This window comes from Corallococcus exiguus, assembly GCF_009909105.1.
Lineage (GTDB): Bacteria > Myxococcota > Myxococcia > Myxococcales > Myxococcaceae > Corallococcus > Corallococcus exiguus.
In genome coordinates, this window is sequence record NZ_JAAAPK010000006.1 from 181,979 (window position 1) to 203,654 (window position 21,676).

The following is a 21,676-nucleotide window of genomic DNA, read 5'->3' on the forward strand; positions in this document are numbered from 1 at the left end:
GTGATGGCCGTGGCCTCGGGGTGTCTGGGCATCGGATGCACAGTGCCGGAGACAGACCAATTCACGCTGGAGCGGCTCTGTGAAGGACAGGGGTCGCAGGCGTTTGAAGGAGTCCTGCGTGCGGATCCCAGCACCTGCGACCGTGGACTGGAGCTGATCGTCCAGCCCATGGGTTTCAACCCTGGCTGCATTCGCGCGGCGCTTTGGGCGAAGGACGGCACAGGGGCCGCGTCGACCGTGGTACCGCGGAACCCGAACATGAGTCACGGGGCTGCGTTCCACGTGGTTGCCTTGTTATCCGACGCATTGCGAGACGAACTCCGGCTCGAAGTGGATGCATTCGAACAGACCTGTGACGCGGCGCCTGTCACAAGCCACGCGTTCACCGTGGGGCACCCCGAAAAGGGACAAATCGCACAGTCCCTTATCGAATTGCCTGCCCTTGATGCGGATGGAGATGGATTTATCTCCAAAGGCACTGGAGGCACCGACTGCAACGACTCTGACTGGTCCATCAAAGACAAAATCTTGTGGTATCCCGACATGGACGGAGACGGCTACGGGAGCAACTCCAACACCGCGCCTGTCGTCCGTGCGTGTAGCGGCCCCAGCCAATACGCAAACAACAACAGGGATTGCAACGACAACGACTCCCTGATCAGCCCCGGACAGGCTGAACTCCGCTGCGACGGACGGGATGACAATTGCGACAACCGCGTCGATGAAGCCTTCAATATCGGGGCCACATGCGTGTTGCCAAAGGGTGGACGAGGGGTCATTACCTGTGACCCAGCGAACCCGTCACGCATCACCTGTACCGGTTGAGCAGACTTGAAGAAACGCCCGTCACTCCGCCGCGAGGTTCAGCTTGAAGACGTTGTCCTGTCCCGCCTTCACCACGAAGGAGCGGGTCACGTCCTTGCCCAGGTCCTTGTTCACGACGCGGACCTGGTGCGACCCCTCCGTCGCCTCCACGGCGGCGAAGGGCGTCTGACCCAGGTTCTTGCCGTCCAGGTACACCGTGCCGAACGGACGGACGCGGAACTCCACCTTGCCCTTGGGTAGCTCGCGACGGACCGGGGGGGCCACCCGTCGGACCGGCGGCGGGTTCGTGCTGGCCACCACGGGCTTCGCCACAACCACGGGCCGCGGAGTCGGCGGCACGGGCGGAGTCATCTCCACCACCTGGCCCCCATCGCGTGCATCCACGGGCGCCCCCGTCGTGGGCTTCACCTCGGCTACGACCACCGGAGTTCCGCTGTCCACCGTCCCGGCGGCCACCGGCTCCACGCGCACCTCCGGCACGACCGGCGTCACCTCCGGCTCCAGCGGCTTCACGGGGACGTCGTCCTTCCGAGCCACCGGCGTGGACGGACTCACGGGCACAGCGGCCTTCTCACTCCGGCCCAGGAGCGCAAAGCCGCCCGCAAGCCCGGCCATGCTCACCAACACCACCGCTCCAGCCGCCATCCTCCGGGAGGCGCGCGGTGTCACCAGGGCCTTGCCGGACTCCGAAACCTCCACCGGTTTGAACCATGTAGACCGCTCGGACCGGGCCTCCGGAGACGCGGCGGCCAACAGACTGCCCGCTGACGGTGTCGCGGGATCCGTCGCCGCGTCGAACCGGCTCGAGGGCACGTCGTTCCCCGATGCCGTCACCGCTGGCGCCTCCATCGACGCTCGCGAGGACACCGGCTCCCACGCCGTGCCCACCACACGGCCGGGCATGGGCGTCGTCACCGCCGCCCTCCTGCCCGGCTCCTTCGCGGGAGGCTCCCTGCCTGCCCCAACCAGTTCCGCCGTCTCCCGCCCCTTCGCGGGAGTGGGTACCGGGGGCATCGTCTCCACCCCCTCCATCACCTGCGCCACCAGCCGGGCAATCTGGTACGCGCCCACCGGCTCGCCCAGCGACACCACGAACCGCTCCAGGTCCGCCTGGAACGCGCGGCAGTCCGGGTAGCGCTCCGCCCGGTCCTTCGCGAGCGCCTTCTCCAAGATGCGCTGCATCGCCTCCGGCAGGTCCGGCCGGCGCTGCACCGCGGGCACGTAGGGCTCGAAGAGGATGGCCTGCATCATGCCCACGTCCGTCGTCGCGTCGAAGGGACGCCGGCCGGTGAGCAGCTCGTAGAGCACGATGCCCAGCGCGTACACGTCCACGCGCCCATCCATGGGCCGGGCCTGGAGCTGCTCCGGCGGCATGTACGCCACCTTGCCCTTCACCACGCCCGTCTGCGTGCGGTGCCCCTGCCCCGCCACCTTCGCGATGCCGAAGTCCACCACCTTCACCGCGCCCTGCCGCGACACCAGGACGTTCTCCGGGCTGATGTCCCGGTGCACCAACCCCAGCGGCGCCCCCGTCTCCGGATCCGCCAGCTCGTGCGCGAACGCCAGGCCCTCCGCGGCGGCGGCCACCATCTTCGCGCACACACCCGCGGGCAACGGCTGCTTCAGCTCCTGCGAGCGTTTGATCAACCGCCGCAGCGTGGGCCCGTCGATGTACTCCATCGCCAGGAAGTAGCTGCCGTCCGCCTCGCCGAAGTCGAAGATCTGCACCACGTTCGGGTGGTCCAGCCGGGCGGCCAGCTGCGCCTCGCCCAGGAACATCTCCACGAACGCTTCATCCTCCGCCAGGTGCGGCAGGATGCGCTTGAGCACCAGCGTCTTCTCGAACCCCCGGGGCCCCGCCGCCTTCGCGAGGAACACCTCGGCCATCCCGCCCGAGGCGAGCTTCCGCACCAACTGGTACTTCCCCAATTGCATGGACCCAGAGCTTTCCCATGGTTCGCGGGAAAGGGAAATCCCCGCCCCACCCGGGACGTCCACCCGCCCACCCTGGGTCTGCCTGCCCCCGCCTCAGGTCACCCGTGCCACCCACCGGGCCAGCACGTCCGGCCCCACCGGTTCGTCCAGGAAGGACATGAAGCGCTCCAGGTCCGCATGGAACGCGGGGCAGTCCGGATAGCGCTCCACCGGGTCCGTCGCGAGCGCCCGCTCCAGGATGCGCTGCATCGCCTCCGGCAGGTCCGGCCGGCGCTCCACCGCGGGCACGTAGGAAGCGGAGCGGATGGCATTGAGCGCGCCCACGAGGTCCTGCCCGACGAAGGGACGCAGGCCGGTGAGCAGTTCGTAGAGCACCATCCCCAACCCGTACACGTCACCGCGCAGGTCCGGAGACTGGCGCTGGAACAGCTCCGGCGGCTTGTACGCCAGGGCATCCACCGGCGTCAGCCGCGTGCGGAGGTCGTGCACCGCCAGCTTCGCGATGCCGAAGTCGCTCACCTTCACGACGCCCTCCCGGGACACCCGGACGGTCCCGGGCCGCACGTCGCGGTGCGCCCACTCCAGCGGCATTCCCGTCGCCCCATCCGTCAGCGCGTGCACGTACGCCAGCCCCATGGCGGCCTGGGCCACGAGCCCTGCGCACACGCCGAGCGGCAGCGGCGCCCCCTGCGCCGCCAACGCCTGGATGAGTGAGTGCAGCGAAGGCCCATCGATGGGCTCCGTCACCCGGAATGCGCTCCCATCCTCCGTCCCGAAGTCGAGGACCCGCTGCACGTTCGGATGGACCAGGCACGAAGCATTCTCGGCCTCGGACAGGAACGTCTTCACGAGCTCGGGGCGCCTCGTGAGCTCGGGAAGGACGCGCTGGAGCTCACACGGGCCTCTGGCGTCTTCCGCCAGGAAGGTCTCCACCCTCTCTCCTTCGGAGAGCTTCTGGATGAGCCGATACTTCCCGATTTGCATGGTCCGTGAGGCTTCCCATGCCTCACTGGAAAAGTGAAACAGCCCAGGGGCCAGGCGTTCGCAACCTCTCAAGCGCCGTCTGCATGTTTGACCCTGACGTGACGTGGTCCGTAGGATCCGCGCTCCCATGCCTCCCAAGGCCATTGGTCCCTACCGCGTGTTGGAAACGCTCGGCAGTGGCGGGGCCGGGACCGTCTATCGGGCCCTGGACCGCCGCAGCAACGACGAGGTCGCGCTGAAGCTCCTGTCGACGGGTGGACCGTCGCTGGACGACCGCGCGGCCCGGAGACTCGCGCGCGAATTCGAGACGCTCGCGGACCTGGCCCACCCCAACGTGGTGAAGGTCTTCGAGGCCGGCGTCCACGCGGGCCAGCCGTACCTGGCCATGGAGCTCATCGAGGGGCTCACGCTGCGCCACTACCTGGACGTGAGCTTCAACGACCTGCACACGCCCACGCCCTCCTCGCGCGGCCCGCTCACCATCCGCCGCACCGCGGACGACGACTTCGGCAGCGTCGACAGTCCGGACGAGGAAGAGGACGACGACGTGGAGGACGACGGCACCTTCGACCTCAACGCCTTCGCGGAGGAAGCGCCCAGCGAGGACCTGGCCAGCTTCCACGGCGCCGGGGACGACGACTCGGATTCGGACGGGATGCGCGTGGTGGATCCGCGCCGGGCCGCCCCTCGCGCGCCGCAGCCCCCTTCCCGCCCCACCACGCCGAAGGAGGCGGACCTCAACCGTCCGGAGCGCATGGGCAAGCTGAAGGACGCCATGCTCCAGGTGTGCGAGGCGCTGGCGTATATCCACGGCCACGGGCTGGTGCACCGCGACCTGAAGCCGTCCAACATCATGGTGGACGACGACCGCCAGGTGCGGCTGATGGACTTCGGCCTGGCCAAGTTCCTCGCGGACGACGCGGGCATCACCGCGGACGGCAAGCTGGTGGGCACCTACCGGTACATGGCTCCGGAGCAGATTCTGGGCGAGCCGCTGGACGGGCGCTCGGACCTGTACAGCCTGGGCGTCATCCTGTACGAGCTGATGAGCGGGCGTCCGCCGTTCGACGCGAAAACGCCGCACGAGCTGTGGCGCCAGGTGCTGGAGACGGAACCTCCGCCGCTGCTCGCGCTCAACCTGCATGGCGACCCGCAGCTGGCGCGGGTGGCCCATCGCCTCATCCGCAAGGAGCCGGACGACCGGTTCCAGACGGCCGAGGAAGTGTACGAGGCCCTCTCCGAGTGACCACGACGACGACGCACACCCTCACCGTGGACGCCGACAAGGCGGGCCAGCGGGTGGACCTGTTCGCGGGCGAGGCCCTGGGCCTGTCCCGCGCGCGCATGAAGCGCCTCTTCGAGGAGGGTCAGGTCCGCGTGGACGGCCGCCCCGCCAAGAAGGGCCTCCTCGTCACCGCCGGCCAGAAGGTCGCCGTGACGGTGGAGGAGTCCTCGCGCGAGGCCGTGCCCGACACGGACTTCCCGCTCGTCGTCCTGCATGAGGACGCGGCCCTGCTCTTCGTGGACAAGCCCGCTGGCCGCCCGTCGCACCCCCTGCAGCCCGGTGAGACGGGCACGGTGGCCAACGCCCTGGTGGCGCGCTACCCGGAGGTCGCGCAGGCGTCCCAGGACCCGCGCGAGGGCGGCCTGTGCCACCGGCTGGACGTGGAGACGTCCGGGGTGCTCGCGGCGGCCCGCACGCGAGAGGCCTGGACCACCGTGCGCGAGGCCTTCAGCAACCGCGCGGTGGACAAGCGCTACGTCGCCCTGGTGACGGGCCCGCTGGCGGACGAGGGCGAGGTGGAGGTGCCTCTGCGCCACCACCCGCGCCATCCAGACCGCGTGGAGCCCGCCCCCTACGGCGCCGAGGACGCCCGCGAGGCGCTGTCCCACTTCCGGGTGCTGGCCCGGTCCGGCGACTACAGCCTGGTGGAGGTGAAAATCCTCACCGGCGTGCTGCACCAGGTGCGCGCGCATCTGGCCGGGGTGGGCGCGCCGCTCGTGGGGGACGCGCTCTACGGGGGCCGCGAGGCGCCGGAGCTGGGGCGGTTCTTCCTGCACGCCCGCTCGCTCACCGTGCAGCACCCGGTGACGAAGGAGCCCGTGAAGGTGGAGAGCCCGCTGCCGCCGGACCTGGTGGCGGAGCTGGGACGCCACGGGCTGGCGTGGCCCGTGGCCGGTTAGTCGCCCATCACCTTGACGATGACGCGCTTGCGGCGCTGGCCGTCGAACTCCGCGTAGAAGACCTGCTGCCAGGGGCCCAGGTCGAGCTTGCCGGCGGTGACGGGAATCAGCACCTGATGGTGGACGAGCATGGATTTCAGATGCGCGTCGCCGTTGTCCTCGCCGGTGCGGTGGTGGCGGTAGTCGGGGCCGTGGGGCGCCAGGTGCTGGAGCCAGTCCCAGATGTCCTCGTGGAGGCCGGGCTCGTCGTCGTTGACGAAGACGCCCGCGGTGATGTGCATGGCGGACACCAGCACCATGCCCTCCTGGATGCCGCTCTTCTTCAGCAGGGCGGCCACGGTGTCCGTCAGGCGCACCAGTTCGCGCCGGGCCTTCGTCTCGAACCAGAGGTATTCGGTGAGGGTCTTCATGGCTCGCACTGTCAGAGGGGACCACTAGAGTGACTCACGTCATGCGAGCCATCCTCCACGTGGACATGGACGCCTTCTATGCGTCCGTCGAGCAGCGCGACAACCCGTCCCTCCGGGGCAAGCCGGTCATCGTTGGCGGGCATGCACAACGCGGCGTGGTGGTGGCCGCGTCCTACGAGGTGCGCCCCTTCGGAGTCCGCAGCGCCATGCCCATGGCGCGGGCGATGAAGCAGGCGCCGCACGCCATCGTGGTGAAGCCGCGCTTCTCCGCCTACGCGGAGGCCAGCGAGCACGTGTTCGCCATCTTCGAGCGGTACACGCCGCTGATTGAGCCCCTGTCGCTGGACGAGGCGTTCCTGGACGTCACGGCGTCGGTGGGGCTGTTCGGCGCGGCGGCGGACATCGCGAAGCGGATCCGCAAGGAGATCGCCCACGAGCTGAACCTGCCGGCGTCCGCGGGCATCGCCACGGCGAAGTTCGTGGCGAAGATCGCCTCCGACCTGGCGAAGCCCAACGGCCAGCGCGAGGTGCGCCCGGAGGAGACGGTGGCCTTCCTCGCCGGGCTGCCGGTGTCGCGCCTGTGGGGCGTGGGGCCGAAGACGGAAGAGGCGATGAAGCGCGCGGGGCTCGTCACCATTGGCGACGTGGCGGCGCGGGACGTGGACTGGCTGGAGGAGCGGTTCGGCGCGGCGAGCGCGAAGCACCTGTGGGAGCTGTCGCACGGCATCGACGCGCGGGACGTGGTGCCGGACCGGGCGGCCAAGAGCGTGGGCGCGGAGGACACCTTCGACGAGGACCTGACGGGCCTGGAGGCGCTCAAGCCGCACGTGCACGCGCAGGCCCTGAGGGTGGCCCGGCGGCTGCGGCGCGCGACGCTGAAGGGCCGCGTGGTGCAGCTCAAGCTGAAGTTCGCGGACTTCACGCTCATCACCCGCCGCGTCACGCTGCGCGAGGCCACGGACGACGGGCAGGTCATCTACCGCGCGGCGCTGGAGCTGCTGGAGCGCGCGCACGAAGGCAAGGCGCTGCGGCTCACCGGCGTGAGCGTGCAGTTGGACGAGGACGAGCCGCAGCTGGGCTTGTTCCCGGCGGCCGCGCCGAAGTCGTCGAAGCTGAACGAGGCGATGGACCGCATCGCGGCGCGCTTCGGCAGCAAGGCCATCACCATGGCGGACATCGCGGGGGCGGAGGCGTCGGACGATGACCAGCACCGCTCCGAGAAGCCGGTGGACAAGCCGAAGCGGTAGCGCGTCCCCGGGCTTGCGGACACGAAAAAAGCCGGAGCGCCTGAAGCACTCCAGCCCTTTCGCTGCGACACCACCGCGAAGGAACTACCCCTCGCCCGCGTCGGAACCGGAGGAGGCGCCCGAACCGCCGCCCTCTCCGCTCCCGTTGCCGGAACGGCGGCGACGGCGGCGACGGCGCTTGCGGCGCGGGCCTTCCGCGTCCGCACCGCCAGCGGCTCCGGCGCGCGGCGGAGGCACCTCTCCGGCCTGCCAGGCCTCCAGCGCCTCGCGGCCCTCGTCCGTGGCCTCCACCGTCATCGCGTAGACGGCCAGCGCCTCGTTGAAGAGCGGGTGGCGGCGGAAGGCGCCCGTCTTGCGGCGGCGCTCCCCGGACAGCGTGCGCTGCATCAGGAGCAGCATGCGGCAGCGCTCGGCGATGCGGCGCGGCAGCCGCGCGGACTCCACGAAGCCCGCCAGCAGGTCCTCGATGACGCGCGACACCGACGCGCGGCCCTCGTCCTGCGACTCCTCCACCGGCGGGTGCGCGCGGCTGATGGGCACCAGCAACGCCGCCAGCAGGATGGCGTCGTCCAGCACCTCTCCCGCGGACACGCGCTTATCCAGCGCCTGCGCGAAGGCGTAGAAGGTCTTCTCCCCTTCCTTGCCGTTCTCACGCAGGTACTCGTCCACGGGCGGCAGCAGAATCTTCAGCGAGTCCAGCGCCGCCAGCAGCTTCAGCGCCGGGGCGGACACGCCGCCGCGGATGAGCCGGAACGTCTCCTCCAGCAGGCGCGCGGGCGCGCAGCGCGGCAGGTCCTCCACCGCGCCCTCCATCGCCGCGTACGTGCGCGACTCGATGTCCAGGTCCAGCTTCGCCGCGAAGCGCACCGCGCGCAGGATGCGCACCGGGTCCTCGCGCATGCGGATTTCCGGGTCGCCAATCGTCCGGATGAAGCGCTCATCCAGGTCGCGCCGGCCGCGCACGTAGTCGATGACCCGGCCTTCAGCCGCGTCGTAGAACAGGCCGTTGATGGTGAAGTCGCGGCGGCGCGCGTCCTGCTGCGCGGTGCCGAAGACGTTGTCGTGGGTGATGAGGAGGTCCTCGCCACTCTGCCCCTCCTCCACCCCCGCCGCCGCCGGCTCCAGCTCCGTGGGGTTCGCGCGGAAGGTGGACACCTCCACGATCTTCCCGCCCTTGAAGTAGACGTGCGCCAACCGGAAGCGCCTGCCGATGAGCCGGCAGTTGCGGAAGATGGCGCGCACCTCGCCCGGGTGGGCGCTGGTGGCCACGTCGAAGTCCTTGGGCTTCTTGCCCAACAGCAGGTCGCGCACGCAGCCACCCACCAGGTACGCCTGGTGGCCGTGCTGGTGCAGCCGCAGCACCACCTTGAGCGCGTCCGGATCCATCTCGTCCGGGTCGATTTCCGCGGGCTCACCCGTGCGGGTGGTGGTGGGCGCCTGCAACTCCGGCTCGTTCGCGGCGGGCTCCGGCTCCGGCTCCAGGATGACGGCCTCGGGCTCCTCGGCTTCGTCACCCGCCTCGGCGGCGGCCTGCGCGTCCTCCGCCTCCGCGGCCTTCAGGGCCTCGGTGGCGGCCAGGATTTCGTCGGTGACCTCCGGGCCGGCGTCCTCGGTGTCATCGTCATCGTCGTCGAACCCGTCGTCCTCCGCCGCGTCCGCGGCGAAGGGGGGCTCGGAGGGGGCCGGGGCGGCCCGGGAAGGGGTTTCGAAATCGCTGGGGTGCTCGGCGGAGTCCGCGGGCACCTGGGCCTCGGTGCGCTCGCCGCGCTCCTCGGGGCCCGACAGGTCCAGGGGGGAAGACATGGAAAAAACCTCGTGCGCGGACCCGGATGCCGTGTCCGCTGCCGCCTCGAAGGAGGCCTCTCCGCGCGCGTCGTCTCCGGGCGCGGCTGGCAGCGTTCCGCCAGGGGGCGGGGGATGGGTCGGGTCTCGCGTCATTCGCCTCGGCAGGGCAGCCGTCTAGCACGCATCCTCCCACCCATGGGGGTCGCGCTTAAGGACATTCTTCAGGGACGTTGGGGGTCCACCTGGGGCCCCCTGCTCGCCCGCCGTGCGCCCGCTGCCCGTGGGAGGCGCTTCCACTGGATAACACCCCAATCCGGGCCAGACTCCGGCCGCCACGGGCCCTCAATGCTGGAGGGGCCGGGAAGCAGGCAGGCAGACGGCCGGGCCCGAAGGCCGGGCGCTTCAGGTGGGCGGCTTCAGGGTGCGCCCCTTATGGGTCCGGGGCAGCGCGTGGGAGATGAGCGACACGTAGTCCACCGCCTGCACGCGCGGTGGGGGGGGCTGCGTGCCCAGCGCGGCCAGACGCTTGCTGAACGCGGCCAGGATGTCCGGCATGGGGCGCATGGCCTTGAGCAGCGCGTTGGGCCCCTCCATCGCCTGGGACAGCGCGATGGCCGCCTGCTGCAGCGGCAGTCCTCGCCTCAGCAGGTCCTGGAACGAGTTCGACAGCGTGATGATGTTGTGCCCCGCCGTCTGCACCATCTCCACGGCGATTTTCAGCACCTGCGGCGCCGTGAGGTGGCCGTCCGCCAGCAGCACCAGCGCCGCCTGGAAGTAGTTGAAGATGGGCACCACGCGCGGGCCATACGGCGTGAAGTGCGCGGGCGGCGTCAGCTTGTCCAGGTGGATGAAGATGCGCCGCACCGGGTCCGCGATGGGAATCTTCTTCCATGCCTCCTGCACCCGCGCGACGTCGTCCGGGTACACCCCGCCCGCCTCCAGCACCTGGGACAGCACGCGCTCGTCCACCCGGCCCGCGATGAGGTCCGCGTAGAGCGAATAGATGAACGCATCGGCCTCGGCGTCATCGCCGAAGAGCACTTCTTCCGCTTCCACCGGCGCGTGGACGCGGCTCTCCAGGATGGCGGGCAGCTTGTAGCCCACCTGTCCGCGCAGGGCCCGGAAGCGCCCGCGCAGGAGGTTGCCCACGTTGTCCTTGAGGACGAACTCATCCCACTGGATGCCGTCCAGCTTGAGCTTCTCCTCCAGCACCGCGCGCATCTGCTTGGGGCTGCCGGACACGATGCACAGCCGCGAGTCCCCCTGCTCCGCCAGCTCGCGGATGAGGGCGGACGCGCCCGGGATGGCGACCTTCTCATGGGCCTTCTGGAACGCCGTGCGGAACAGGTCGCGCAGCGATTCGAAGTCCGTCTGGAGGTACGTCTTGTCCAGGTCCCACCGGTAGATGCGGCGCGGGGGGGGCGGGTCGATGCGGTCCGGCAGGCTCACTTCGCCAGGCCCTCCTGGATGGCGGTGCCCAGCTCGTTCGCCACCGCCTTCGCGGCCACCTTGCCCGCGTTCGCGATGGCGCGCGCCTTGGAGCGGCCGTGCGCCTTGATGAAGATGCGGTCGAACCCCAGGATGGGCGCGCCGCCGTACTGCTCCCAGTCCGTGATGTCCTTCAGCCGCTCGATGCCGGACGACAGCATGGCCAGGCCCGCGCGCCAGCGCAGGCTCTCCTTGTAGGCGTACTGGGCCAGCTCCATCACCGTGTCGTGCACGCCCTCCAGCATCTTCAGGCACACGTTGCCCACGAAGCCGTCCGTGACGATGACGTCCACCGTGCCGCGCGGAATGTCGATGCCCTCCACGTTCCCCGTGAAGTTGAGCCCCGCCATCTGCGACAGCCGCTGGTGCGCCTCCACCACGCGCGGCGGGCCCTTCTGGGGCTCGACGCCGTTGGACAGGAGCGCCACCTTCGGCCGCTCGTTGCGGGAGATGATGCGCGCGTAGGCGGAGCCCATGACGGCGAACGCCACCAGGTCCTCCGCGGTGGCCTCCACCGTGGCGCCCACGTCGAGGATGAGGCTGAACGGGTCCTGCTTCGCGCCTCGCACGCCCCTCGTGGGGTACACCGTGGCCAGGGCCGCGCGGCGCACGCCGGGAATCAGCTGGAAGTGGCGCTTGCACGCGAGCACGCCCGCGCCCGTGTTGCCCGCGGAGACCAGCGCGTGCGCCTCACCCTCCGCCACCAGCCGGGCGGCCACCGCCACGGAGGACTCGGGTTTGCGCGCCAGCGCCTCGCCGGGCTTTTCGTCCATGCCCACGTAGTCGCCCGCGTGGTGCACGGAGATGCGCTCCCCGTTGTGCTTGATGCTCGCCAGGGCCTCGTCGATGACCGGCCGGTCCCCCACGAGCAGCGCGTGGATGTGCGGAGACTCCAGCGAAAGCTGGGCGGCGCCTCGCACCACCTCCAACGGGCCGTGATCGCTCCCCATCACGTCGAACGCGATGGTGATGTGCTGCGGCTTGCCCACCATGGTCCCCATCCTATGAGCTTTGCTCCGCGCCTGCTCCCGACAATCGCACCTGTGTCACCAACGACAGTGCCAAAAGTCCACCCAGCGCCACCAGCACCGCGCCCGTCCCGTACGGGGCTGTCGGGCCCAGTCGGGTGAAGAGCAGGCCGCCCAGCGCGGGCCCGATGATGCGGCCCAGCGAGCCGGACGCCTGATAGGCCCCCAGCACCGCCCCCTGCCGCTCCATGGGGGCGTGCAGGGACACCAGCGCGGACAGGCACGGCGTCACCAGCGCGGAGCCCACCGCCAACAGGCCCATCACCGGGAAAAGCCACCCGTACGACGGCGCCACGGGCAGCAAGGCCAGCCCTACCGCCGTCAGCCCGAAACCCACCACGGCCACCGGGGCCTCCCGCCCTCCCCTGCCCCCCGGGGCACCTGCCGCCCCATGGCCTGATGCGCCATGCCCGGCCGCCACCAGCCGGCGCATCAGCCCGCCCTGCACCAGCGCGGACAGCACGCCCACCACCGCGAAGAGCGCCCCGGAGCGCAGGCTCGCCTCCTTCAGGATGGACGCGTCCGGATGCACCGCGTGAACCAGCCACCCGCCCTCCAGCGGCACCGGCCCGGAGGACAGGAAGCGCGTCAGCAGGTACACGGAGAAGGTGCCCTCCATCTGCGCGAAGGCCACCGTGTAGAGCAGCACCAGCACCACGCACCGGCCCACGACGGGCAGCGTCAACGCGGCGGCCGCGCCCCGCATGTTGCGAGACGTGGCGGACGGCGAGTCCGCCCTGCGCGTCTCCGGCAGGAAGAACCAGGTGTTGATGAGGTTCAGCGCGGACAGCCCCGCCGCGAACAGGCCAATGGCCAGGTTGCCGCCCCACGCCCCCAGCACGCCGCCCAGCGCGGGCCCCAGCACGAAGCCCAGGCCGAACGCCGCGCCGATGATGCCCATGCCCCGCGCGCGCTCATGGGGCTTGGTGATGTCCGCCACCACCGCCTGCGCCGTGGACACGTTGCCGCCGGACACCCCGTCGATGACGCGGGACAGGAACAGGAGGGGCAGCGTGTGCGCGAAGGCGAACAGCACGTAGCCCAGCAGCGAACCCACCTGGGAAATGAGCAGCACCGGCCGCCGGCCGAACCGGTCCGACAGCCGCCCCATGATGGGCGCCGCCACCAGCTGCATCAGCGAGTACACCGCGACCAGCAGCCCCACCGCGAAGGGGGAAGCGCCAAAGCGCACGCCGTACACGCCCAGCTGCGGAATCAGGATGCCGAACCCGATGAGGTCCAGGACGGCGATGCCGAACACCACCCGCAGCGACGCCTCCCGAGCCAACTTCGCACTCCCTCGTCCCTTCGAGGGACCGTTGGAAAAGACAAGACCGCCGGAGCGCGCGTACGGGGCGCTCCGGCGGCCGGGAAGAATCCCACTCTCAGCGCGAGGCGTCTACATCGCCTCGGCGGACTGGATTTGGCGGTTGGCCGTGTCGCGCTCGATGCAGCCCTTGGTCATCGTGTACTGGTACGTGCCCAGCTCGTCACGCCAGTACTCGCCCTCGTAGGGCCAGTAGAGCTGATCGTCCGCCACCGCCACGGAGTACTTGTACTTCTTGACGATGGCCGTGCGGCCGCCCGCCTTGAGCTGCTCCTCCAGGAACTCCTTCTCCTTGGTGGTCGTCTCGAACTTGATGCGCAGGCCGTTGGCCAGCAGCAGCTTGAGCGCGCCCAGCTCCGTCTCCAGCTTGCCCTTGGCCATGATGCCGGCCTTGGAGATGAGGCTGGTGCGCTGGACCTTGAGCTCTTCCAGCAGCTGCTTGGTCAGCTCCGAGTACTTGAACGTGTCGCCCTTGTTGGAGAACAGGTCCATCTCACCCTCGAGCTCCAGGATGGAGTCGTTGGTCTTCTTCAGGTCCTGATCCGTGAGGGCCAGCCGCAGGATGCGCTCCAGGAGCACGTCCGTGCCGTTCTTCTCCAGGCCGTCCTTGTTCTTCTTCTGCACGTCCGCGAGCACCGTGTAGTACTCGGAGGCGTCCATGTTCTTCTTCACCAGCCCGTCCAGCTCGTCGTGCACGGGCAGGTAGGTGCGCTCGAAGTCCTGGAGGATGAGGTTGGACTCCCGGTAGCGGCAGTTCTCGTAATAGATGACCGCCTTGAGGATGAGCGCCTCAGGGAAGTACTCCTCGCGGAAGAAGGGCGACGACAGGGTGATGAGGTTGCCCAGCGCCTGCTCGTACTGGCCGATGCGGTAGTTGGCCCAGGAGGACTCGAAGAGCGCCTCCAGCCACTGCGTGTTCCCGCGCTCCACCTTGTTCAAATAGAAGATGGAGAAGCGGTTCTGCTGCATGCCGTAGTGCGTACGGGCCAGCTGCATGAACGCCAGCTCGCGCAGCGACTTGTCCAGCTTCGCCTGCTCGCCGGAGCGGCCCGCCATGGGACGGGTGAGGCGCACCACTTCCTTCATGGCCTCCACGGACGCCATGACGTCCGTGTTGCCGCGCTTGGCCGCCGCGTCCTTGTGGTTCGTGCCGTTGCGGAAGAAGGCCAGGCCCTCCAGGTACTTCGCGCGCGGGTAGAACACGTCCGTGCGCGGGATGGTCAGCGCCAGGCGCTTCACTTCTTCAAAGGACTTGTCCGCGTTCTCCGTCTGGCCCACTTGATCCAGGGCGCGGCCACGCACGAAGTGGTAGCGCGCCAGCAGGTAGCGGAACTCGTTCCGGAACTTCTCCGGGAACTCGTAGTTCGCGTACCGGGCGATCTCATCCAGGATGACCGTCTCGTTCTGCGTCTTGCGGCTGATGAAGAACAGCCACTCCAGGCTCGTCTTGAAGAACTTCGTGGACGGGCCCGCGGCGAGGATCTTGGAGAACTCGCCCAGCGACGAGTGGTACAGCCCCATGCGGTAGAGCGACTTGGCGAGCACGTAGCGGGCCTCGACGTGCAGGCCCTGGAGCTTGGGGTCCCCCAACAGCTCGTGGGACGCCATCGCGGCCTTCTCGTACTCGTCGTTCTTGAACAGGCTGATGGCCGCGTCCAGGCGCTGGCGGTCCGCCGTCTTGCCGGACACGTCCACCGCGTCGAACGACATCGTGGGCGCGGGCGGCTTGTCGTTGTCACCCGTGAGGTCCAGCCCCAGGCCGGGGCTGCCCTGCCCGGCCGGCTTCGAGGGCGGCGTGGGCTTCGCGGCGGGCGCGGCCGGAGTGGCCGTGGGCGCCGGCGTCGTCGTCACCGCGGCGGGCGGCGTGGCGGGGTTGCCCACGGGCGCGCTGGTGTCGGAGGCGGACTCGTCCGCGTCCTCGGCCGGGGCGGTCGTCTTGCCCTTGCCACGCTTGACGGACGTCTTCTTCTTCGAGGAAGCCTTCGACGAGGCCCCCTTCTTCTTCTTCTTCGACTGGCCCGCCAGGTCCAGCCCTTCGAAGGACTGGGCCAGCGTGGGGGCCGTGTACGCGAGCGTGAGCCCGAGGACGGCGAGGCGGAGGAACCGGTGGGTGCGCATGAGTCTCAGGAACCGGAGGGGAAGAAGAAGGACAGGCCCAGCTCGAACAGGATCTGGTTGCGGAGGTAGTTGGGCGTGGGATCCCGGCCCTTCTCCACGTAGATGATGTCGCGCAGCTCCGTGCGCAGCGTCATCCACCGGTTGAAGAAGAAGCGCAGGCCGACGCCCACATTGCCGCCGCCCGTGAGGTACGACTTGCTGCCCGCGACGGGCGAGCCGTCCGCCAGCGACTCCGCCGGGCCCTTGTACTGGACGACGGACGCGCCCACGACGCCGTACATGTCGAAGTGGACGAACTTCTCCGCCAGCAGCGACAGCTTGCCGTAGATGGGCGCCCACTGGACGTCCACGCCGCCCGTGAGCGTCATCTGGCCGGGCGCATACCCGTCCAGCTCACCCTTGGTGGGCGCGCGGCAGCCGCGGGTGTCCCCGTCCTCGCCCGGCGTGAAGGTGCAGATCTGCGCGGAGCCCGCCACGGAGTTCAGCGCGTAGCCACCGCGAAGGCCTACGCCCAGCGTCTCCGTGGGGAAGTAGGTGACGGTGCCGCCGAAGATGTACTTCTTGTAGAACGCGTCGCGGATGGTGATGGACGCGGACGGGCTGACCTCGAAGCGGCCCTTCTTGAGGAACATGTGGCCGGACACCGGCCGGATGCGCTCGCGAAGAGGCCCCAGGGCGTCCTTGTCCACCTCGGACACGTCGCCGGCCTCCTCCTCCTGCGAGCCGGCGGGCGGGTTGGAGTTGGCGGCGGTCTTCGGGGCCGGGGTCGCCGGAGCCGGAGCCGGAGCAGGCGTGGCCGGAGCCGGAGCGGCGGCGGCCGGAGCGGGCGCCTGGTCGGCGGCGGCGAGCGTGGGCACGCCCGCGCACAGGGTCAGGAGCAGACGGAAGGCGGGCTTCATTCGGACTCCCTCCCCGTCGACTTGAGGGGCAGGAAGATGGAGATGCCCGCGTTGAGGGTCATGACGTTCTGGAGGGCGCCCTTGCTGCTGCCCAGGGGCTGGTCCACGTAGGAGGTGTTGATGAGGGCCACGTTGACGGCCAGGTAGTCCTTGGTGACGAAGCGCATGCCCAGGCCCAGGTCGAACGCCGGGTTGAGGCCGCGGTCCGGCAGCGCGGAGGTCTCCGTCCTCACCACGCCCATGCCACCCAGCAGGTAGCCGTCGAAGTGGAGGATGGAGTTCAGGAAGGACACCTTGCCGTAGAGCGGCGCCCACTCCAGGTCGCCCATGGCGGACCAGTTCGGCACGGAGCCGTAGATCTTGCTGTTGAAGGTGCGCTTCGCCGTGCGGACGTCATCCGACGGGATGACCTGGATGAGCGAGCCACGCGCCGAGACGGCCAGCGTGTCCGACAGGTACCAGGCCGCGCGCAACGAGCCGCCGAACTTCGAATAGAACGGGTCGTTCACGGAGATGCTCACGAACGGTGAGATCTCCAGGCGGTTCTTCTTCAGATAGACCTTGCGCTGAACGCTCTTCACCCGGTCGTCCTGGGTGATGTCCGTGAGCGGCATCAGCGCTTCGATCGGGATGTCCTTCGCCGGGGTGGCGGCTGGCGGCGACGCGGGACGGGCTTCCTCGTCCGGCGGCGGCGCGGGGTTCTCTTCGGGTGGCTTGGCCTGGGAGTCCTCGGTCAGATCGAGGCCCATGCCTTGCTGGTTCTGGGCGGGGGCCAGCGCGGGCCACATCAGGCTCAGCGCAAGCAGCAGCGTGGGGCGGTTCAAGTCCGGGCGCTCCGTGGGGGGAGGGAACGTACTGCCACCGGAAGGCAGCATGACATCAGCCGCACCATCCTATCGGCCGTATTCCCAACCATCAACCAGCAGAATGCGCCTGCCTCCTCTGTATTCCTCTCGTATCCCTTCACAATTCCACTGTGCTCACGCCCCGCGGGTCAGGGGTTGGCGCGAAGAAGCGGTGTGCTACCGTTCCCGGGTTCCGGGCGTCGTCATCCCCCACGCGCCCTGTTTCCATCCTTCCTAGAGGTCTGAAAGATGTTCGTGCGAACCGCGCTCTTCCTGTCCGCCGCCCTGATGCTGGGAGGCTGCGACGTCACCACCGAGCTGGGCAAGCCGTGCCAACTGGTGCGCAGGGCCACGGACCAGGAGCGGGAGGAGCAGGGCCGCAAGTTCGTGGAGATCCAGGAGAAGGACATCGCCGTGGATCAGGACTTCATCTCCTTCGGTTCGCTGGACTGCGAGGACCTCGTCTGCGTCCGTGACGACCAGAGCCCCCGCAGCGACAACCCGGAGGCGTTCGCCCTGGGCTACTGCAGCAAGGAGTGCGTGCAGGGCACCACGACGGGCTGCGAGATCACCCGCACCGTGGATGACGTGGAGCCGGGCCTCAAGGAGCGCATGACGTGCCGTCCCCTGCTCCTGGACCAGGACACGCTGGACGCCATCAAGATCTCGGACGAGTCCTTCTACCGGCGCACCTTCGGCGAGAACAACTCGCCCTACTTCTGCGCGGGCGCCGTCCCGGCGGCCCAGGGCAACTGAAGTCCGGGCTGAACAGCCCACTGAACAGTCGCCTCGCGCGAAAGGGTTAGACCTTTTCGCGCTCCCCGTTCGTAAAGGCAGGGCCCGCGTTTCAAACGCCTTTGGAGCCCTGCCATGAATCGTACGGTCCTGTTCCTCGCCCTGGCTGGTGGCCTTGCCCTCACCGCGCTGGTGCTGGGCATGCCCCGCGGGGGCGGCCAGCCGCCCACGCCGCACGTCGTCGTGACGTCGCCCACGCCCCCTCCGCCCGTCCCGCCGCCGGGGCCGCGCGTGTCCACGGGCAGCCTCCAGGTGACGAGCCGGCTGTCGCACCCGTACGTGCCGGTGGGCCCTTCGGAGACGTACGTGACGGTGGACCTCACCGGCGCGGAGGTGCCCGGGGCGAAGCGCAGCCCGGTGAACCTGGCGGTGGTCATCGACCGGTCCGGGTCCATGAGCGGCTACAAGCTCCAGCAGGCGAAGCAGGCCGCGCGGCACCTGGTGACGCTGCTGCGCGACGAGGACCGGCTGGCCATCGTGCACTACGGCAGCGACGTGAAGAGCCTGCCGTCCCTGCCGGCCACCGCGGGCAACCGCGAGCGGATGCTCCAGTTCATCGACGGCATCTGGGATGACGGCGGCACCAACATCAGCGCGGGCCTGTCCGTGGGCCGCACGCAGCTGGCGTCCGCCATGGGCGGGACGGCCACGGTGAACCGCCTCATCCTGATGAGCGACGGCCAGCCCACCGAGGGCGTGTCCGACGAGGAGGGCCTCAAGAACGTGGTGAAGGAGATCCGCGCCTCCGGCATCACGGTGAGCTCCATTGGCGTGGGCACGGACTTCAACGAGGACCTGATGCAGGCCTTCGCGGAGTACGGCGCCGGTGCGTACGGCTTCCTGGAGGACGCGAGCAAGCTGTCCACCCTCTTCCAGCGCGACCTGCAGCAGGCCACCACCGCGGTGGCGCGCAACGTGGAGCTGTCCTTCGAACTGCCCCCGGGCACGACGCTGGGCGAGGTGCTGGGCTACCGCGCGCACCAGGCCGGAAACACCGTGCGCGTGGCGCTGCCGGACTTCTCCGCGGGCCAGACGGAGCGCGTGGTGGCGCGGCTGCACGTGACGGGCACCACGCCGGGCCAGTCCGTGCAGGTGGCGGGGCTGAAGGTCGCGTACACGGACCTGCTCGTGCAGAAGAACGTGGAGGACCAGTCCATGCTGGCCGCGGTGGCCACCAACGTGCTGGAGGAGGTCGTCCAGCGCCAGGACAAGGAGGCCACGGTGTACGCGGCCCGGGCCCGCAGCGCGCAGAACCTCCAGAAGGCCGCGGAGGCCATGAGCCAGGGCAAGAAGGCGGAAGCCAAGGGCTACCTCTCCCAGAACCAGGCCCTCTTCGAGGAGGCGGGCGTGGTGGCGGGCGCGGCGGCGGTGGCGGCGGATCAGGCCGAGCAGACCCGCGCGATGCAGGAATACGACGACGCGGATTCCTATGAAGCCCAGAAGGCCGCCGTGAAGAACAGCAAGGTGAAGGCGCTCAAGAGCTTCGGGCGCATGGGCTCGACGTACTGAGACTCCGGAGCTTCGAGGGGCATGCAGGGGGGCATCGCCCGCCTCCCTGCCCGCCCGCCATCGCGACGTCACATCTTCGCGGTTGACCTCCGGAATCGCGTGGCCCTATCTCCGCGTTCTTCCAGGCTTCACCCCCTGGAAGCAGGGCGCACTGGAGGCGCGGACAAGCATGGCGGCGAGCGCGAGCACCCCGTGGGTCGGGGTCATCATGGGCGGCAAGAGCGACCTGGAGCACCTGCAACCGGCGATCGACATCCTCGCCGAGCTGCGCATCCCGCACGAGGTGCGCATCGTCTCCGCGCACCGCACGCCGGACTGGATGATGGAGTACGCGTCCAGCGCGGAGTCGCGCGGGCTGTCCGTCATCATCGCCGCGGCGGGCGGCGCGGCGCACCTGCCCGGCATGGTGTCCAGCAAGACGCTGCTGCCGGTGCTGGGCGTGCCCATGCCCACCACGGTGCTGTCCGGCTTCGACGCGCTGCTCTCCATCGTGCAGATGCCCAAGGGCGTCCCGGTGGGCACGCAGGCCATTGGCAAGCCGGGGGCCGCCAACGCGGCGCTGCACGCGGCGGCCATCCTGGCGCTGAAGTACCCGGAGCTGCGCGAGCGGCTGGCCGCCTGGCGCAAGGCCCGCACGGATGAAGTGCTGGCGCAGCGCGAGGTGGCGGGATGAGCGGCCCCATGGTGCTGCCGGGCGGAACGCTGGGCATCCTGGGCGGCGGCCAGCTGGGGCGCATGATGGCGCTCGCGGCGCGCACGCTGGGCTACCAGGTGCAGGCGTTGGATCCGGACTCGGCGTGCCCGTCCCGCTCCGTGGTGGACCGCTGCCTCACCGCGTCCTTCTCCGACACGACGGCGGCCGAGGACCTGGCGCGCCAGTGCGACGTGGTGACGCTGGAGATTGAAAAGGTCTCGCTGTCCACGCTCAACGCGGTGTCGCGTCACGCGCCCATGCGGCCCGGCGCCTCCGTGCTGGAGGTGGTGCAGCACCGCGGCCGGCAGAAGGCCTGGCTCGCGAAGGGCGGCTTCCCGCTGGGCCCGTGGCGCGAGGCGCACTCGGAGGCGGAGCTGGCCGCGGCCATCACCGCGCTGGGCGGCAAGTGCTTCATCAAGTCCAGCGAGGGTGGCTACGACGGGCGCGGCCAGTACGAGGTGAAGTCCGCCTCCGAGGCGGGCGCCGCGTGGAAGGAGCTGGGCGAGCGCTCCGTGGTGGCGGAGGCCGCGCTGGACCTGAAGGCGGAGCTGTCCGTGCTGGTGGCGCGCGGGCCGGATGGGCAGCTCGCGGTGTACCCGCCCGCGTTCAACCACCACGAGGAGCGCATCCTCGCGTGGTCGCTGTTGCCGGGTCCGCTGCCCCAGGCCGTGCTGACGCAGGCGTCGCAGGTGGCGCGCGACATCACCGCCGGGCTGAAGGTGGAGGGGCTCCTGGTGGTGGAGATGTTCCTGCTGGGTGACGGGTCGCTGCTCGTCAACGAGGTGGCGCCCCGGCCGCACAACAGCTTCCACTCGACGGAAGTGGCGTGCCTGACGAGCCAGTTCGAGCAGGCCGTGCGCGCGGTGTGCAACCTGCCCCTGGGCTCGGTGGAAGTAGTGCGCCCCGCGGCCATCGTGAACCTGCTGGGCGACCTGTGGCGGCAGGAGGGCGGCCCCAGGTTCGCGCAGGCGCTGGCGCTGCCCGGCGTCCGGCTGCACCTGTACGGCAAGCGCGACGCGCGCAAGGGTCGCAAGATGGGCCACCTGTCCGCGGTGGGAAGTTCGCCCGAGGACGCGCTCCAGCGCGTGAAGGCCGCCGCCACGGCCCTGGGGATGTAACGCCCATGAAGACGAACGCCGCCCGGCTCCTGGATTCGCTCGGCATCGCGTACACGTTGCGCGACTACGACGTGGATCCGGACGACCTCTCCGCGGAGACGGTGGCGGCCAAGGTGGGCATGCCCGCGGAGCAGGTCTTCAAGACGCTGGTGGCCAAGGGCGACCGCACCGGCGTGTTGATGGCGGTGGTGCCGGGCAACGCGGAGCTGGATTTGAAGGCCCTGGCGCGGCTGTCCGGCGACCGCAAGGTGGACACCATCCCCCTCAAGGAATTGCAGCCGCTCACCGGCTACATCCGGGGCGGCGTCACCGCGCTGGGGGGCAAGAAGGACTACCCCGTCTTCGTGGATGAGACGCTGGAGCTGTTCGATGAAGTCGCCGTGTCGGCCGGGGTGCGCGGGACGCAGATTGTCCTCGCCCCGGCGGACTACCTCCGCGTGACGAAGGGCAAGCCGGGACCCATTTCGCGTCCGAAGGCGTAGACC

At 69.7% G+C, this 21,676-nt stretch carries 19 protein-coding genes; 9 read left to right on the top strand and 10 right to left on the bottom strand.

Annotated features, from left to right (window positions below; genetic code table 11):
• Positions 1-3 precede the first annotated feature (3 nt).
• Positions 4-825, top strand: a complete 822-nt coding sequence (locus GTZ93_RS24140; RefSeq protein ID WP_257979559.1) for a MopE-related protein — start codon at positions 4-6, stop codon at positions 823-825.
• A 21-nt stretch (positions 826-846) separates the two neighbouring features.
• On the opposite strand, the gene GTZ93_RS24145 is transcribed toward GTZ93_RS24140, so the two are convergent.
• Both GTZ93_RS24145 and GTZ93_RS24150 read right to left on the bottom strand, forming a co-directional pair.
• Positions 847-2,760 (bottom strand): serine/threonine protein kinase, encoded by a 1,914-nt coding sequence (locus GTZ93_RS24145; RefSeq protein WP_139923879.1) that lies wholly within the window; start codon positions 2,758-2,760, stop codon positions 847-849.
• 93 nt (positions 2,761-2,853) lie between these two features.
• Positions 2,854-3,744, bottom strand: a complete 891-nt coding sequence (locus GTZ93_RS24150; RefSeq protein ID WP_161663018.1) for a serine/threonine protein kinase — start codon at positions 3,742-3,744, stop codon at positions 2,854-2,856.
• A 127-nt stretch (positions 3,745-3,871) separates the two neighbouring features.
• Here GTZ93_RS24150 and GTZ93_RS24155 point away from each other — a divergent pair, with 127 nt between their 5' ends.
• Both GTZ93_RS24155 and GTZ93_RS24160 read left to right on the top strand, forming a co-directional pair.
• Positions 3,872-4,990, top strand: coding sequence for a serine/threonine-protein kinase (locus GTZ93_RS24155; protein WP_161663019.1), 1,119 nt, complete (start codon positions 3,872-3,874; stop codon positions 4,988-4,990).
• Positions 4,987-5,928 carry an RluA family pseudouridine synthase gene (locus GTZ93_RS24160; RefSeq protein WP_139923756.1) on the top strand — a complete coding sequence of 314 codons (942 nt, stop codon included), beginning with the start codon at positions 4,987-4,989 and terminating at the stop codon, positions 5,926-5,928. The genes GTZ93_RS24155 and GTZ93_RS24160 overlap by 4 nt, the downstream gene beginning before the upstream one ends.
• Here GTZ93_RS24160 and GTZ93_RS24165 read toward each other — a convergent pair.
• Positions 5,925-6,338: a secondary thiamine-phosphate synthase enzyme YjbQ gene (locus GTZ93_RS24165; RefSeq protein WP_014398332.1), complete on the bottom strand. Its 414-nt coding sequence runs from the start codon at positions 6,336-6,338 to the stop codon at positions 5,925-5,927. The two genes, GTZ93_RS24160 and GTZ93_RS24165, sit on opposite strands and share 4 nt — an antisense overlap.
• A 41-nt stretch (positions 6,339-6,379) precedes the next feature.
• On the opposite strand from GTZ93_RS24165, the gene dinB reads away from it, so the two are divergent.
• Positions 6,380-7,585, top strand: coding sequence for a DNA polymerase IV (dinB, locus tag GTZ93_RS24170; RefSeq protein ID WP_121759948.1), 1,206 nt, complete (start codon positions 6,380-6,382; stop codon positions 7,583-7,585).
• Between the two features lie 84 nt (positions 7,586-7,669).
• On the opposite strand, the gene pcnB is transcribed toward dinB, so the two are convergent.
• The 7 genes from pcnB to GTZ93_RS24205 form a co-directional block, all read right to left on the bottom strand.
• On the bottom strand, positions 7,670-9,388 hold the full coding sequence (gene pcnB / locus GTZ93_RS24175; RefSeq protein WP_161663020.1) for a polynucleotide adenylyltransferase PcnB: 1,719 nt from the start codon (positions 9,386-9,388) through the stop codon (positions 7,670-7,672).
• A gap of 384 nt (positions 9,389-9,772) precedes the next feature.
• Positions 9,773-10,819, bottom strand: a complete 1,047-nt coding sequence (locus GTZ93_RS24180; protein WP_120581641.1) for a phosphatase domain-containing protein — start codon at positions 10,817-10,819, stop codon at positions 9,773-9,775.
• The gene (gene plsX / locus GTZ93_RS24185; RefSeq protein WP_120581642.1) at positions 10,816-11,850 is read right to left on the bottom strand and encodes a phosphate acyltransferase PlsX; all 1,035 of its coding nucleotides are present in this window, start codon (positions 11,848-11,850) and stop codon (positions 10,816-10,818) included. The genes GTZ93_RS24180 and plsX overlap by 4 nt, the downstream gene beginning before the upstream one ends.
• A 10-nt stretch (positions 11,851-11,860) precedes the next feature.
• On the bottom strand, positions 11,861-13,174 hold the full coding sequence (locus tag GTZ93_RS24190) for an MFS transporter (RefSeq protein ID WP_161663021.1): 1,314 nt from the start codon (positions 13,172-13,174) through the stop codon (positions 11,861-11,863).
• A gap of 111 nt (positions 13,175-13,285) precedes the next feature.
• A complete protein-coding gene (gene gltC, locus GTZ93_RS24195) occupies positions 13,286-15,331 on the bottom strand; it encodes an adventurous gliding motility protein GltC (RefSeq protein WP_120581358.1) in 2,046 nt (681 codons plus the stop codon).
• Between the two features lie 5 nt (positions 15,332-15,336).
• Entirely contained in the window at positions 15,337-16,230 is an 894-nt protein-coding gene (locus tag GTZ93_RS24200; RefSeq protein ID WP_139921446.1) for an outer membrane beta-barrel domain-containing protein, read from the bottom strand.
• The gene (locus GTZ93_RS24205; RefSeq protein WP_120581361.1) at positions 16,227-17,054 is read right to left on the bottom strand and encodes an outer membrane beta-barrel domain-containing protein; all 828 of its coding nucleotides are present in this window, start codon (positions 17,052-17,054) and stop codon (positions 16,227-16,229) included. Before GTZ93_RS24205 ends, GTZ93_RS24200 begins: the two co-directional genes overlap by 4 nt.
• Positions 17,055-17,324: 270 nt before the next feature.
• Between GTZ93_RS24205 and cglC the strand changes: the two genes are divergently transcribed.
• The 5 genes from cglC (at position 17,325) to ybaK (ending at position 21,673) form a co-directional block, all read left to right on the top strand.
• A complete protein-coding gene (gene cglC / locus GTZ93_RS24210) occupies positions 17,325-17,831 on the top strand; it encodes an adventurous gliding motility lipoprotein CglC (protein ID WP_139921444.1) in 507 nt (168 codons plus the stop codon).
• Positions 17,832-17,945: 114 nt separating this feature from the next.
• Positions 17,946-19,379, top strand: a complete 1,434-nt coding sequence (locus GTZ93_RS24215) for a vWA domain-containing protein (protein ID WP_121759953.1) — start codon at positions 17,946-17,948, stop codon at positions 19,377-19,379.
• A 169-nt stretch (positions 19,380-19,548) separates the two neighbouring features.
• Positions 19,549-20,052: a 5-(carboxyamino)imidazole ribonucleotide mutase gene (gene purE / locus GTZ93_RS24220; RefSeq protein ID WP_180946146.1), complete on the top strand. Its 504-nt coding sequence runs from the start codon at positions 19,549-19,551 to the stop codon at positions 20,050-20,052.
• Entirely contained in the window at positions 20,049-21,191 is a 1,143-nt protein-coding gene (gene purK / locus GTZ93_RS24225) for a 5-(carboxyamino)imidazole ribonucleotide synthase (RefSeq protein ID WP_139921442.1), read from the top strand. The genes purE and purK overlap by 4 nt, the downstream gene beginning before the upstream one ends.
• Positions 21,192-21,196: 5 nt before the next feature.
• The gene (gene ybaK / locus GTZ93_RS24230) at positions 21,197-21,673 is read left to right on the top strand and encodes a Cys-tRNA(Pro) deacylase (RefSeq protein WP_120581269.1); all 477 of its coding nucleotides are present in this window, start codon (positions 21,197-21,199) and stop codon (positions 21,671-21,673) included.
• Positions 21,674-21,676: the final 3 nt, after the last annotated feature.